At 73.0% G+C, this 14,058-nt stretch carries 10 protein-coding genes; 9 read left to right on the plus strand and 1 reads right to left on the minus strand.

The window, feature by feature from the left end; translation table 11 throughout:
* Nucleotides 1–42 precede the first annotated feature (42 nt).
* The 3 genes from ACFY1S_RS03815 to ACFY1S_RS03825 are packed head-to-tail and all read left to right on the plus strand — an operon-like array spanning nt 43 to nt 2,490.
* Nucleotides 43–1,047: a methionine synthase gene (locus ACFY1S_RS03815; protein WP_387112611.1), complete on the plus strand. Its 1,005-nt coding sequence runs from the start codon at nt 43–45 to the stop codon at nt 1,045–1,047.
* 37 nt (nt 1,048–1,084) lie between these two features.
* On the plus strand, nt 1,085–1,450 hold the full coding sequence (locus ACFY1S_RS03820; protein ID WP_387112613.1) for a VOC family protein: 366 nt from the start codon (nt 1,085–1,087) through the stop codon (nt 1,448–1,450).
* A 29-nt stretch (nt 1,451–1,479) separates the two neighbouring features.
* Entirely contained in the window at nt 1,480–2,490 is a 1,011-nt protein-coding gene (locus tag ACFY1S_RS03825) for an ADP-ribosylglycohydrolase family protein (RefSeq protein ID WP_387112615.1), read from the plus strand.
* Nucleotides 2,491–2,500: 10 nt separating this feature from the next.
* Here ACFY1S_RS03825 and ACFY1S_RS03830 read toward each other — a convergent pair whose 3' ends face one another.
* Complete coding sequence (locus ACFY1S_RS03830; protein WP_387112617.1) at nt 2,501–3,049, minus strand: type II toxin-antitoxin system PemK/MazF family toxin; 549 nt, start codon at nt 3,047–3,049, stop codon at nt 2,501–2,503.
* Between the two features lie 204 nt (nt 3,050–3,253).
* Here ACFY1S_RS03830 and ligA point away from each other — a divergent pair, with 204 nt between their 5' ends.
* The 6 genes from ligA to ACFY1S_RS03860 all read left to right on the plus strand — a co-directional run bounded on the left by ligA (nt 3,254) and on the right by ACFY1S_RS03860 (nt 14,054).
* Nucleotides 3,254–5,389 (plus strand): NAD-dependent DNA ligase LigA, encoded by a 2,136-nt coding sequence (gene ligA, locus ACFY1S_RS03835; RefSeq protein WP_387112619.1) that lies wholly within the window; start codon nt 3,254–3,256, stop codon nt 5,387–5,389.
* A 156-nt stretch (nt 5,390–5,545) separates the two neighbouring features.
* The gene (locus ACFY1S_RS03840) at nt 5,546–8,158 is read left to right on the plus strand and encodes a putative bifunctional diguanylate cyclase/phosphodiesterase (protein WP_387112621.1); all 2,613 of its coding nucleotides are present in this window, start codon (nt 5,546–5,548) and stop codon (nt 8,156–8,158) included.
* Nucleotides 8,159–8,293: 135 nt separating this feature from the next.
* Nucleotides 8,294–8,599 carry an Asp-tRNA(Asn)/Glu-tRNA(Gln) amidotransferase subunit GatC gene (gene gatC / locus ACFY1S_RS03845; RefSeq protein ID WP_139586470.1) on the plus strand — a complete coding sequence of 102 codons (306 nt, stop codon included), beginning with the start codon at nt 8,294–8,296 and terminating at the stop codon, nt 8,597–8,599.
* Entirely contained in the window at nt 8,596–10,071 is a 1,476-nt protein-coding gene (gene gatA, locus ACFY1S_RS03850) for an Asp-tRNA(Asn)/Glu-tRNA(Gln) amidotransferase subunit GatA (protein WP_387112623.1), read from the plus strand. The genes gatC and gatA overlap by 4 nt, the downstream gene beginning before the upstream one ends.
* 13 nt (nt 10,072–10,084) lie before the next feature.
* Entirely contained in the window at nt 10,085–11,584 is a 1,500-nt protein-coding gene (gene gatB, locus ACFY1S_RS03855; RefSeq protein WP_364367078.1) for an Asp-tRNA(Asn)/Glu-tRNA(Gln) amidotransferase subunit GatB, read from the plus strand.
* 112 nt (nt 11,585–11,696) lie between these two features.
* A complete protein-coding gene (locus ACFY1S_RS03860) occupies nt 11,697–14,054 on the plus strand; it encodes a pyruvate dehydrogenase (protein ID WP_387112626.1) in 2,358 nt (785 codons plus the stop codon).
* Nucleotides 14,055–14,058 lie beyond the last annotated feature (4 nt).

Genomic DNA, 14,058 nt, shown 5'->3' on the forward strand with positions numbered 1-14,058 from the left:
GTCGCCGCCCGGCCCGCACCCGGACCGGGATAGCCTTCGGCCGTGACAGATCAGGCGTGGCCCTGGCCGGCCGGCGCGGCGACCGGAATCGGTTCACTGCCCGGCACCGACATCGCCGAGGCGCAGAGAGTGGTCCTCGGTGAGCTTCCCGCGCTGCCCCATCTGCCTGAGTTGCCGGCCCGTGGTCCGGGGGCCGACCTGATCGGCCGTACGGCCGGGCTGCTGGTCGAGCTGCCCGTGGAGCTGTACGCCGGTCGGTGGCGGGTCGCTCCCCGCCCGGGGCGGGACCTGCGGCGGTCCCGCGACCTGATGGAACGGGACCTGGACCAGCTCGCCGAGCAGGCCGAGGAGTACGCCGGACCGATCAAGGTGCAGGCCGGTGGCCCGCTCACCCTTGCCGCCTCGCTGGAGCTGCCGATCGGCGGCCGGCTGTTGCGCGACCCGGGCGCGGTCCGGGACCTGACCGGCTCCCTGGCCGAGGGTCTGCGCGCACACGTGGCGGCGGTGGCCCGGCGCCTGCCCCGGGCCTCGGTGCTGCTCCAACTGGACGAACCGTCACTGCCGACCGTGCTGGCCGGGCGGGTGCCGACCGAGAGTGGGCTGGGCGCGTACCGGGCGGTGGAGTCGGCGGACGCGGCGGCACTGCTGCGGACTGTCGTCGAGGCGGTCGGTGTGCCGACGGTGGTGCACTGCTGCGCTCCGGAGGTGCCGCTGGAGCTGATCCGTTCCACGGGCGCCGTGGCGGTGGCCCTCGACCTCGACCTGGTCACCGACCTGGACCCGCTGGGCGAGGCCATCGACGCCGGCCTCGGTCTGCTGGCCGGGGCCGCGCCGACCCGGCCACCGTCGGCCGGTGTCGCGCCGACCTCCGCGCAGGTCGCCGACCGGGTACGTCAGCTCTGGGACCGCCTCGGCTTTCCTCGCCGGCAGCTCGCCGAGCAGGTCGTCGTGACGCCCGCCTGTGGCCTGGCCGGTGCCACACCGCAGTACGCCAGGGCGGTGCTCGCGGCGTGCCGGGACGCCGGGCGGCGGTTCACCGAGGACTGACGTTTTTCCGTCGTACCCGGCGGGCAGGATGACGGCCATGGTTGGACAGCTGCGTTCAGTGGTGATCGACTGCCCCGACCCGAGGGCGTTGGCGGCGTTCTACGCCGAGTTGCTCGGTATCCCTCTGGTCGAGGGTGACTCCGACGACGAGTGGGTGGTGCTGGGCGGGCCATCCGGGCACCAGCCCCGGCTGGCGTTCCAGCGGGCGCTCAACCTGCGTCCGCCGGCCTGGCCCGATCCGGAGCGCCCCCAGCAGTTCCACATCGACGTGACTGTCGAGGACATCGAGGCCGCCGAGAAGGCGGCGCTCGCCCTGGGCGCCCGGCGGCTGCCCGGTGAGGGTGAGGGCTGGCGGGTCTACGCGGATCCGGCCGGCCATCCGTTCTGTCTCTGCTGGGACTGACCCCGGCGGGGTTGCGGCGGCCGGGCATCATGGCCGCCGTGACTCCTCCCTCCGCCCTGCGCGCCTCCGGCTCCTTCTTCGGCCTCGCCTACGGTGACGCGCTGGGCAAGCCGACCGAGTTCCTGTCCGTGGCCGAGATCGAGCGCCGGTACGGCCCGACGGGGCTCCGGGAGTTGTCGGGCGAGCCAGCCCTGGTCACCGACGACACCCAGATGGCGTTGGCGGTGGGGTGGGCGCTGCACGAGGCGCCGTCGCTCACCCCGGAGGCGGTGGAGCCGTTGCTGCGGCGACGCTTCGTGGCCTGGTCGGTCAGTCCGGACAACAACCGCGCCCCCGGGATGACCTGCCTGCGGGCCTGCGCCGAGCTTGGTCGCGGGCTGCCCTGGCAGGCGGCGACAGTCGTCGGGTCGAAGGGGTGCGGGGCCAACATGCGGGTCACCCCGGTCGGGCTGCTCGACGTCGACGCGGACACGCTCGCCGGTCTGGCCCAGTTGCAGGCCGGGCTGACCCACGGGCACCCGACCGGGCTGGCCGCCAGTGAGCTGACCGCGTACGCGGTTCTCGCCCTGCGCGGCGGCGCCACCCTGCCGGAGCTTCCCGGGATCCTCGTCGAGCGGGCGCGGTCCCAGCGTGGGGTGTATCAGGAGCGTTGGCTGGGCGACCTGTGGCAGCACGCGGGCGCCAGCTCCCCGGAGGCGTTCAGCGTCGAGGGCTGGGACGAGTGCCTGGCGGTGCTGGGTCGGCTGACGGCGGCGCTGGAGCAGCCGGACGACGGGGGCGACCCGTGCCGGGTCACAGGTGAGGGCTGGGTTGCCGAGGAGGCGCTGGCCACCGCGCTGCTCTGCGCCGTACGACACGCCGACGAGCCGGTATCGGCGCTGGCCCGGGGTGCGACCACCGCCGGCGACTCCGACTCGATCGCCGCCCTGGCCGGCGCGTTCGTGGGCGCCGCGGCCGGGATGGCCGCCTGGCCGGCCGGGTGGGCCGACCGCATCGAGTACGCCGACCAGCTCGCCACCCTCGGCGCCGCCTGGGACTGACCGGGGACGGTCAGCTGGTGGGCAGGTGGCGCAGCGCGCGGACCTGCTGCCACAGGTCGGCGTCGCAGCGGCCGGCACGGTCGGCGAAGTCGGCCGAGCTGATCCGGATCGGCTCGGTCAGGCTCAGGTAGCTGTCGTGCTCGGCCCCGGGGTCCCAGTCCCGGGTGGGGATCCGGACGTGGTCGTCCCTGTCGCTCTTGTCCTGGCTGGTGATCTTCAGGACGTCGGCGCCCCGCGAGTCGGCGCGCAGCACGAGACAGGGGCGCACCTTCGATCCGCTGCCGTCGGCGTACGGCACGTCCGCCCACCAGATCTCGCCGGCTGCCGGACTGCCGCCGGCCCGGTCGCCGTCGCTCGACCGCGGCCGGGGCCGGCCGGCGTCGCGTGGACGCGGTGGGGTGGGGCGACTGCCGCGGGTGTCCCGACCCGGTCGGGTGCTCGGAGGCCGGTTCGCCACCCGGTGCCGCCAACTGTTCCACGCCCAGCCGGCGGCCACCGCCAGCAGGATCACCGCCGCCCAGAGCAGACCGTCGCGCATCCGTACCTCCTCGTGCGACACCTGCCGCTTCGTCCGGCGATCCTCGCACGCGGGCGCCTGCCGCGCCCGGCAGCGCCCCGGCGGCCGCGGCGCCGCTCGGCGTCCGGTGGGCACGGGACGGCCGGCTCCGACAGGCGCGGGCGGCCGGCGGATTGTCACCCCGGCCCGATACCGTGCCGGAGTAGCGTGATCAGGGAGGTCGCAGGCGTGTCCGAAGGTGGCGGGGTGTCCGAGGAGCAGATCGGCCAGCAGGTCAGCCCGGCTCAGGAGGCGGCGGCCGGCGTGGAGCCGCCGCCGCAGGCGCGCGAACGGCACGCCACCCTGAGCCGCGAGTTGACCGAACATCAGTACCGCTACTACGTGCTTGACGCGCCGACCATCGCCGACGCCGAGTTCGACAGGCAGTTGCGCGAGCTGGAGGCGCTGGAGGAGGAGTTCCCGGCGCTGCGTACGCCCGACTCCCCGACCCAACGGGTGGGCGGCACGTTCTCCACCGACTTCACCCCGGTCACCCACGCCGAGCGGATGCTGTCACTCGACAACGCCTTCGCCGACGAGGAGTTGGCGGCGTGGGCCGAGCGGGTCGAGCGGGACGCCGGCGGCCCGGTGCCCTACCTGTGCGAGTTGAAGGTCGACGGGCTGGCGATCAACCTCACCTACGAGGGGGGCCGACTGGTCCGCGCGGCCACCCGGGGTGACGGGCGCACCGGCGAGGACGTCACCGCGAACGTGCGCAGCATCAGGGACGTGCCCGGGCAGCTCACCCCCAGCGCCGAATATCCCGACGTCCCCGAGTTGCTCGAGGTCCGGGGCGAGATCTACTTCCCGGTCGCCGGGTTCGCCGACCTCAACGCGGGGCTTGTCGAGCAGGGCCGGGCACCCTTCGCCAACCCGCGCAACGCAGCGGCGGGCAGCCTGCGGCAGAAGGACCCACGGGTCACCGCCTCCCGGCCGCTGCGCCTCGTGGTGCACGGCATCGGCGCCCGTCGGGGGTTCCAGCCCACGGCGCAGTCCGAGTCGTACGCGGCGCTCAAGGCGTGGGGGCTGCCGACCAGCGACCGCTGGCGGGTGGTGCCGGATCTGGCCGGTGTGGCGGAGTACATCGCCTACTACGCGGAGCACCGGCACGACGTCGAGCACGAGATCGACGGCGTGGTGGTCAAGGTCGACCCGGTCTCGATCCAGGGCCGGCTCGGGTCGACAAGCCGCGCGCCGAGGTGGGCCATCGCCTTCAAGTACCCGCCGGAGGAGGTGACCACCAAGCTGCTGGACATCGACGTCAACGTGGGGCGTACCGGCCGGGTCACCCCGTTCGCCGTCCTGGAGCCGGTGCGGGTGGCCGGCTCCACTGTCGCGCTCGCCACCCTGCACAACGCGCGCGAGGTGGAGCGCAAGGGTGTGCTGATCGGTGACACGGTGGTGCTGCGCAAGGCCGGCGACGTGATCCCCGAGGTGCTCGGCCCGGTGGTCGACCTGCGGCCGGCCGACGCCCGGCCGTTCGTCATGCCGACCAACTGCCCGGCCTGCGGCACGCCTCTCGCGCCGTCCAAGGAGGGCGACGTCGACATCAGGTGCCCCAACACCCGCAGCTGCCCGGCGCAGCTGCGCGAGCGGGTGTTCCACCTCGCCGGCCGGGGCGCATTCGACATCGAGGTGCTCGGCTACAAGGGCGCCGCCGCCCTGCTCGACGCGGAGATCATCACCGACGAGGGTGACCTCTTCCAGCTCGATGCCGAGCAGCTGGCCCGGTCCCCGTTCTTCGTCAACAAGGACGGCAGCCTGGGCAGCAACGCGGTGAAGTTGCTTGACAATCTCGCGGTGGCCCGGGAGCGGGACCTGTGGCGGGTGCTGGTGGCGCTCTCCATCCGGCACGTCGGCCCGACGGCGGCCCAGGCGCTCGCCCGGCACTTCCGCTCGATGGACGCCATCGACGCGGCAAGTGAGGAGGAGCTGTCCTCTGTCGACGGGGTCGGCCCGACCATCGCGGCGAGCATCCGGGAGTGGTTCGCGGTGGACTGGCACCGCGAGGTGGTCCGCAAGTGGGCCGAGTCGGGCGTACGGATGGCCGAGGAGGCCGTGGACGAGGGGCCGCGCCCGTTGGAGGGGCTGACAGTGGTGGTGACCGGCACCCTCGCCGGTTTCTCCCGTGATCAGGCGGCCGAGGCGGTGCAGAGCCGGGGCGGCAAGGTAAGCGGGTCGGTCTCCAAGAAGACGAGCTTCGTGGTGGTGGGGGACAACCCAGGGTCCAAGGCCGACAAGGCGGCAAGTCTCAAGGTGCCTGTGCTCGACGAGGACGGGTTCCGGCTGTTGCTGGACGCCGGTCCGGACGCGGCCCGGGAGGTCGCCCGGGTCGAGGGCTGACCTCGTGGCGGGTCGGATGCGGCCGCTGGCGCGTATACCAACTTAATTACGACTACGACCGATTCGTGACTGTCATACCGGGAAAGCTGGGGCCGAGGGCGTTTCATTGGGTCACGGCGTGCGCACGGGCACGTCGACAGTCGGTCGGGAGGTGTGGTGGAGGTCGCCGACCCGCGCAACTCGCTCCCGCCTGGTCGGGTGGCGCCGTTCGCCACCTTCGTCGGTGGGATCCTGACGATGGCCGCGCTGACCGCCGCCGGTCCACTCGCGACGCTTCCGGACGAGCTGCCCCGGCTGCCTGTGGCGTTCTGGACGATGGCAGCCCTCGCCGTGGTGTGCGACGCCCGCCCGTTCGTTCCTCCCGGGCGCCGGCAGACGTCGGCGGTCTTCCCGTCCACCTGTTTCACCTTCGCGATCCTGCTCGGCTGGGGCCTCGGCCCGGCGGTGGCGGTGCAGGCGGTGGGGGTCGTCGTGTCCGGTTGGCGGATGCGGCACGCCCCGTGGCGGACGGCGTTCAACGTCGGCCAGTACGCCTGCGCCCTCGCCGCCGCGTCAGGCGTCCTCGCGCTCGGGCCGGGCATGGTCTTCTCCGGCGGTCGGCTGCACTGGACCGACGTCGCCGCGGTCGGTGGCGCCACGGTGGCCTGGTTCGCTGTCAACTACGGGCTGGTCAGCTGGGCGGTACGACTGCGCTTCGGCGACCGGTGGTGGCCCACCCTGCGGCAGGGCCTCGGCTTCGAGTTGCTGTCCACCGGCTCGTTGCTGCTGCTCGCGCCGGTGCTTGTCGCTGCCGCGCGGGTCAGCGCGGCGCTGATCCCGCTGGTGCTGGTGCCGCTCTTCGCCGTGTACCGGATGGCCCGGCTGACCGTCGAGCAGCAGCACCTGGCGGCCGCCGACCCGCTCACCGGGCTGCCCAACCGCAAGGCGCTGCTGACCGAGGTGGCGGAGCAGGTGCACCTGCACGCCGAGCGGACCGCCCGTGGTGAGCCCGACGGTCACCTGGCGCTGCTCCTGATCGACCTGGACCGCTTCAAGAACGTCAACGACGCGCTCGGGCACGCGGTGGGCGACCGGCTGCTGGTCGAGGTCAGTGCCCGACTCACCGACGTTCAGCCGCGACCGCAGATGGTCGCCCGCCTCGGCGGGGACGAGTTCGCCGTCGTGATGACCGGTCTGACCGATGTGGGTCAGGCGCGTGAGCTGGCCGACCGGGTGGTGGAGGCGCTCGCCGAGCCGGTGCCGCTGGACGGGCTGCCGCTGGACGTCGGCGGGTCGATCGGGATCGCCCTGTTCCCCGAGCACGGTGAGGACTTCGCCACCCTGATGCGTCACGCCGACGTGGCGATGTACGACGCGAAGCACCGCAACGACACGGTCGCCGTGTACGCCCCGGAGTCCGACCACAACTCCGCCGAGCGGCTCGGTCTCCTGGCCGACCTGCGTCGGGTGCTGGAGGCGGGGCCGTCGACGGACGACCTGTTCGACGCCCGGTCGGGTGGAGGCGACCAGCCGGCGGAGTCGACGCGATCCGAGGCGAGCGAGGCCGTGCCGGTCGAGGCGTCCGACGTACCCCTGGACACGGCGACGGAGGTGCGCGGCGGGGACGGCGCGGCCCTGCCCACCGGGGCGCCGACCGGGGCCGTGTCGCCTGGGGACCAGGCGCCGGTGGTCGCCACGGCGTCGAGGCTCGGCGGCCGCTGGTGGGGTCGCCGCCGGCGCTCCGACGCCGACCTCGTGCACGCCGACGAGCTGATCAACCGGATCGCGACGAGCGCCGACCCGATCCGGGGGCGGAACGCCCGTGCGCTGGTCCCCGGCAGCCGCTCCGGTCCGGTGCGGGACAGGCACTCCGGGGGCGGCCGGCGGCCCCGGAACGGTGGCGCGGTGCCCGCGCCGGAGCGCGGCGGCCCGGCGTCGCGGGGTGACGGCGGGACGCAGCCGTCCGAGCCGTCCGGGTGGGCGCACCCGACCGGCGAGGCGGCCGACGACGCCGGTGAGATCACCATGTACTACCAGCCGCAGATCGCCATCGCGACAGGTGAGGTGGTGGGCGTCGAGGCGTTGCTGCGGTGGCGGCACCCGCGCCGGGGCATGGTCGACCCCGAGGAGCTGATCCGGGTCGCCGAGCAGAGCGCGGTGATGCGGCTGCTGACCCGCCGGGTCGTCGACGACGTGGTGGAGCAGCTCGCCAAGTGGTCGGCGGCCGGCATCGGGTTGCGCGCGGCGCTCAACGTGAGTGTCCGTGACCTGCACACCGGTGAGATCGCCGACCAGATCGCCGACCGGCTGGCCCGCTACGGGGTGCCGGCCGAGCGACTGCAACTGGAGATCACCGAGGGTGCGCTGATGGCCGATCCGCGCAGGGTGCTGGCCACCATCTCCCGGCTGCACCGGATCGGCGTGGCCATCGCCCTGGACGACTTCGGCACCGGCTACTCGTCGTTGCAGCACCTGCGCCGGCTGCCGCTGTCCGAGGTGAAGGTTGACCGTTCGTTCGTGCTCGGCATGGCCGACGACGCCGACGACGCGGCGATCGTCAGGTCGATGATCGAGCTGGCGGGCGCGCTCGGGCTGCGGGTGGTCGCCGAGGGCGTGGAGGACGAGCGGACGTGGCGGATGCTGCACGCCGCCGGCTGCGACGCTGCCCAGGGGTGGTTCTACGCCCGGCCGATGCCCGCCGAGGAGCTGGTCACCTGGCTGGCCCGGTACCGTCCGGTCCGCCCCAGCGGCGGCCCGGAGCCGGACGCGGGTCGTCGACTGACCCGCTGACCCGCCCGCCGACCCACCCGAGCAGCCGGCGGAGGGGGCGGAACAATAGACTCGCTCCGGTCACCGCGCGTCACGCCGTACGCGCCGCGCGGCAGGCACACCGCCCGATCAGCAGGACATCAGAAGGGGGCACGGATGGCCGCCATCTCCCGCGAGGAGGTCGCGCACCTGGCGCGCCTGTCGCGGCTCGCCGTCACCGAGGAGGAGCTGGACACCTTCGCCGGCCAGCTCGACGTGATCCTCCAGGCGGTCGCCCAGGTCGGTGAGGTCGCCGCCGCGGACATCCCGCCGACCTCGCACTCGGTGCCGCTGACCAACATCTTCCGCGAGGACGTCGTCACGCCGTGCCTCACTCCGCAGGAGGTGCTGTCGGGTGCGCCGGACGCCGAGGACCAGCGTTTCCGCGTGCCGCGGATCCTGAGCGAGGATGTGGCCTCATGAGTGACCTGACCAGATTGACCGCGACGGAGATCGCCGCGCTGGTCGCCGGCGGCGAGACCTCCGCCGTCGAGGTGACCCTGGCGCATCTGGACCGGATCGCCGCCGTCGACGACCGGGTGCGCGCCTTCCTGCACGTGGACACCGACGGCGCGTTGGCCGCCGCCCGCGCCGTGGACGAGCGCCGGGCCGCCGGCGAGGAGCTGGGCCCGCTCGCGGGTGTGCCGGTGGCCGTGAAGGACGTGCTCGCCACCCGTGGCGTGCCCACCACCGTGGGGTCGAAGATCCTGGAGGGCTGGCGCCCGCCGTACGACGCGACGATCGTGCAGCGGCTGCGCGAGGCCGGCACGGTGATGCTCGGCAAGACGAACATGGACGAGTTCGCGATGGGTTCCTCCACTGAGTACTCGGCGTACGGGCCGACGCACAACCCGTGGGACCTGAGCCGGATCCCGGGCGGTTCGGGTGGTGGCAGCGCCGCCGCGCTTGCCGCGTACGAGGCGCCGCTGGCGATCGGCTCGGACACCGGTGGCTCGATCCGCCAGCCCGGCGCGGTCACCGGCACGGTCGGCGCGAAGCCCACCTACGGCGGCACCTCCCGCTACGGCCTGGTGGCGTTCTCCTCGTCGCTGGACACGCCCGGTCCGTGCGCCCGGAACGTGCTCGACGCGGCCCTGCTGCACCAGGTGATCGGCGGGCACGACCCGCGCGACTCCACGTCGATCCCGCAGCCGGTGCCGGACGTGGTGGCGGCGGCGAAGCTGGGCGCGATGGGCGACCTGACAGGCGTACGGCTCGGCATCGTCAGCGAGTTCGTCGGCGAGGGCGCCGAGCCGGGCGTGATGACGGCGTTCCGCGAGTCGGTGGACGCCCTGGCGAAGATGGGCGCGGAGATCGTGGAGATCTCCTGCCCGACGTTCGCGTACGCCCTGCCGGCGTACTACCTGATCGCGCCGAGCGAGTGCTCCTCCAACCTGGCCCGGTTCGACGGCGTCCGGTTCGGCCTGCGGGTCGGCGACGACGGTAACCGGTCGCTGGAGGAGGTCATGTCGCTGACCCGGGAGACCGGCTTCGGCCCCGAGGTCAAGCGCCGCATCATGATCGGCACGTACGCGCTGTCGTCGGGGTACTACGACGCGTACTACGGGCAGGCGCAGAAGGTCCGGACGCTCATCACCCGGGACTTCACTGCCGCGTTCGAGCAGGTCGACGCGCTGATCTCGCCGACCACGCCGTCGGTGGCGTTCCCGATGGGCGCGCGGACCGCCGACCCGTACCAGATGTACCTGGCCGACCTGTACACCATTCCGACGAACCTGTACGGCGGGCCCGGCATCTCGGTGCCCTGCGGCCTCTCCGAGGGGCTGCCCGTCGGCCTTCAGGTGATGGCCCCGACGATGGCCGACGACCGGATGTACCGGGTCGCGGCCGCGCTGGAGTCCGCGGTCGGCACGTTCACCCCACCGGCACTGTGAGGCAGGAGCCCAGATGACGACGACGCTTCCCGCGTACGACGAGGTCGTCGCGCGCTACGAACCGGTGATCGGCCTGGAGACCCACGTCGAGCTGGGTACGAACACCAAGATGTTCTGTGGCTGCCCGACGGACTTCGGTGGCGAGCCGAACACCCGGGTGTGCCCGGTGTGCCTGGGGCTGCCCGGGTCGCTGCCGGTGGCCAACAAGGCGGCCATCGAGGCGATCATCCGGATCGGTCTGGCACTGAACTGCTCGATCGCCGAGTGGTGCCGCTTCGCCCGGAAGAACTACTTCTACCCGGACATGCCGAAGAACTTCCAGATCAGCCAGTACGACGAGCCGATCTGCGTCGACGGTTACCTGGACGTCGAGGTGGGCGGCGAGACGGTACGGATCGAGATCGAGCGGGTGCACCTGGAGGAGGACACCGGCAAGACGCTGCACGTCGGTGGCGCGACCGGCCGGATCCACGGCGCGACGGAGTCGCTCGTCGACTACAACCGGGCCGGCATCCCGCTCGTGGAGATCGTCACCAAGCCGATCGCGGGCACCGGGGCGCTCGCGCCCGACGTGGCTAAGGCGTACGTCGCCGAGCTGCGCGACGTGATCCGCACCCTCGGGGTCTCCGACGTGCGGATGGAGGAGGGTTCGCTGCGCTGCGACGTGAACACCTCGCTCAACCTGCCGGGGCAGGAGTGGGGCACCCGCACCGAGACGAAGAACGTCAACTCGTTGCGGTCGGTGGAGCGGGCGGTCCGCTCGGAGATGCTGCGGCAGGCGTCGGTGCTGGACGCGGGCGGCCGGATCACCCAGGAGACGCGGCACTTCCACGAGGACACCGGTGACACCACTCCGGGGCGCTCGAAGGAGACGGCCACCGACTACAGGTACTTCCCGGAGCCGGACCTGGTGCCTATCGCTCCGGACCCGGCCTGGGTCGCCGAGTTGAAGGCCGCCCTGCCGGAGCTGCCCCGGGTGCACAGGCGTCGGCTTCAGGAGCAGTGGGGCCTGTCGGACCTGGACATGCAGTCGGTGCTCAACGCCGGCGCGGTCGAGCTGATCGAGGCCACCGTGGCGGCCGGCACCACCCCGGCGGCGGCCCGCAAGTGGTGGCTTGGTGAGCTGTCCCGCCGGGCGAACGAGACGGGTGTGGAGCTGGCCGACATCGGGGCCACCCCGGCCCAGGTCGCCGAGTTGCAGGGCCTGGTCGACGCCGGCAAGCTGAACGACAAGATGGCCCGTACGGTGCTGGAGGGCGTGGTCGACGGTGAGGGTTCGCCCACCGAGATCATGACCAGTCGGGGCCTGGAGGTCGTGTCGGACACGGGCGCGCTGACGGCCGCCGTGGACGAGGCGATCGCCGCCAACCCCGGCATCGCCGACAAGATCCGCAGCGGCAAGGTGGCTGCGGCCGGAGCCCTGGTCGGCGCGGTCATGAAGACGACCCGTGGCCAGGCCGACGCGAAGACCGTCCGCGAGCTCATCCTGGAACGCCTCGGCGTCCAGGGCTGATCGGTTAGGAAGGGCCCCTTCTTATGCATTAGGCGTTAAGAAGGGGCCCTTCCTTGCACCCCCTGCACCCCCGTTGCTTGGGCGTCAACGGCGACGCCCGGATGGAGTCACCGTGAACCAGCACGACCTCGATGTCCTCGACGAGATCCAGCGGCGGGTGCTCTGGCTCGCCACCCGGATCGTGGACGCCGCCAACCACGACCGGGTCACCGGCGACGGAGTGAAGGTCGGCGGCCACCAGGCGTCGAGCGCTTCCCTCGTCACCGCCATGACCGCGCTGTGGTTCGCGCACCTGGACGCCGAGGACCGGGTGGCCGTGAAGCCGCACGCCTCCCCGGTGTTCCACGCCATCCAGTACCTGCTCGGCAACCTGGACCGCTCCTACCTGCCCCGGCTGCGGGCCCGGGGCGGCCTCCAGTCGTACCCGTCGCGCACCAAGGACCCCGACGAGGTGGACTTCTCCACCGGCTCGGTGGGTCTCGGCGCGGCCGCGCCGCTGTTCGCCGCCGCCACCCGCCGCTACGTCGACGCGCACTTCGGGGCCCGACCGCACTCCCGCTTCGTGGCGCTGATCGGCGACGCCGAGTTGGACGAGGGCAACATCTGGGAGGCCGTCGCCGACCCGGCCACCACGGGCCTGGGCAACGTGATGTGGCTCGTCGACTTCAACCGTCAGTCGCTGGACCGGGTGGTGCCCGGTATCCGGATCAACCAGTGGCGGGGCCAGTTCGAGGCCGCCGGCTGGCACGTCGTGGAGGTCAAGTACGGCCGCCGGCTCGCCGAGGCGTACGCCCGGCCGGGCGGCGGGGCGCTGCGTGACTGGATCGACGCGATGCCCAACGAGCAGTACCAGTCGCTGTTCGGGCTGGACGGCGAGGTGTTGCGCAAGCAGTTCCTGGACGGCGCTCCGGCGGGCATCGCGGAGTTCATCGCCGACATTTCCGACGACGAGCTGGGCCCGCTCGTCACCGACCTGGGCGGGCACGACCTGTCCGCGATGCTCGACGCGTACGCCCAGTGTGACGCGGTCACCGACCGGCCCAGCGTCGTCTTCGCGTACACAGTGAAGGGGTGGGGTCTGCCCATCGCCGGCAACCCGCGCAACCACTCGGCGCTGCTCAGCACCGAGCAGGTGGACACGCTGCGGGCCGCGCAGGGCCTGACCCGGGACACCGAGTGGGACCGCCTCGACCCGGCGTCACCGGCCGGCATCCGGGCCGGCGCCCGCCGGGAGGCGCTGTCCCGCGCGCCGCGCGAGCGCGCCCTGGGGGTCACCGTCCCGGAGAGCACGGGAGTACGCGCCAACAAGCCGATCTCCACGCAGGAGGTCTTCGGGCGGGTGCTCGTGGACCTGGCCCGGGACCGGGAGGTCGGCCGCTACCTGGTCACCACCGCCCCGGACGTGGCCACCTCCACCAACCTGGCCGGGTTCATCAACAAGACCGGGGTGTTCGCCCCCACCGAGCAGCGTTCCTGGGCCGAGGACCGGATGCTGCGCTGGACCGAGAGCCCCGCCGGGCAGCACATCGAGCTGGGCATCTCGGAGATGAACCTGTTCCTCCTGCTCGGCCAGCTCGGCCTGTCCTGGGACCTGTCCGGGCAGCCGCTGCTGCCGGTGGGGACCGTCTACGACCCGTTCGTGCTGCGCGGCCTGGACGCCTTCCTGTACGGCACGTACTCCGGTTCCCGGTTCGTGGTGGCGGGCACCCCGTCGGGCATCACCCTGGCCCCGGAGGGCGGCGCCCACCAGTCCACGATCACCGCCTCGGTAGGCCTGGAGCTGCCCGGCGTGACATTCCTCGAACCGGCGTACGCGGCAAGCCTCGACTGGCTGCTCTGCGACGCGCTCGGGCAGATCGCCGGCGGGTCGACCCCGGCGGCGACCGCCGCGCCCGCCGAGGACGGGGCGTACTACTTCCGGTTGAGCACCCGTCCACTGGACCAGGCGCCGTTCGAGGCCGCCCGGGCCCGGCTCGGCGACGCGGTGCTGCGCCGGCAGGTGGTCGCCGGGGCGTACCGGCTCGTCGACGCGCACCAGGCGTACCCGCACCTGGCCGACGCCCCTGTGGTGCAGCTCGCCGCGTCCGGCGCGGTGCTTCCCGAGGTGCTGGCCGCGGCCGCCGAGCTGGCCGACGAGGGCATCGCCGCGCACGTGGTCGACGTGACGTCGCTGGACCGGCTCTACCGGGCGTGGCAGCGCACCCTGCGTCAGGGCGTACGCACGGCCACCGTGCCCAGCGTGCCGGGCGCGCTGCGGTCCGCGTTCGCCGACCGGGTGCCGGTGGTGACCGTGCACGACGCCGCGTCGCACGCCATGGCCTGGCTCGGGTCGGCGCTCGGTGCTCCCGCGGTGCCGCTGGGCGTGGACGAGTTCGGTCAGTCAGGCACCGTCGCCGAGCTGTACGAGGTGCACGACCTGCTGCCCGGCAGCATCGTCAACGCCGCGCTGGCCGCCATCGCCCTGCGCTGACCGT

The organism is Micromonospora sp. NPDC000663, assembly GCF_042898105.1.
GTDB lineage: Bacteria > Actinomycetota > Actinomycetes > Mycobacteriales > Micromonosporaceae > Micromonospora.

What these genes read in the sequence shown, in the direction of transcription:
- ACFY1S_RS03820 (WP_387112613.1), top strand. Translation starts at nt 1,085, where the DNA reads ATGGTTGGACAGCTGCGTTCAGTGGTGATCGACTGCCCCGACCCGAGG.
- ACFY1S_RS03825 (WP_387112615.1), top strand. Translation starts at nt 1,480, where the DNA reads ATGGCCGCCGTGACTCCTCCCTCCGCCCTGCGCGCCTCCGGCTCCTTC.
- gatC (WP_139586470.1), top strand. Translation starts at nt 8,294, where the DNA reads ATGGCCGCCATCTCCCGCGAGGAGGTCGCGCACCTGGCGCGCCTGTCG.
- gatA (WP_387112623.1), top strand. Translation starts at nt 8,596, where the DNA reads ATGAGTGACCTGACCAGATTGACCGCGACGGAGATCGCCGCGCTGGTC.
- gatB (WP_364367078.1), top strand. Translation starts at nt 10,085, where the DNA reads ATGACGACGACGCTTCCCGCGTACGACGAGGTCGTCGCGCGCTACGAA.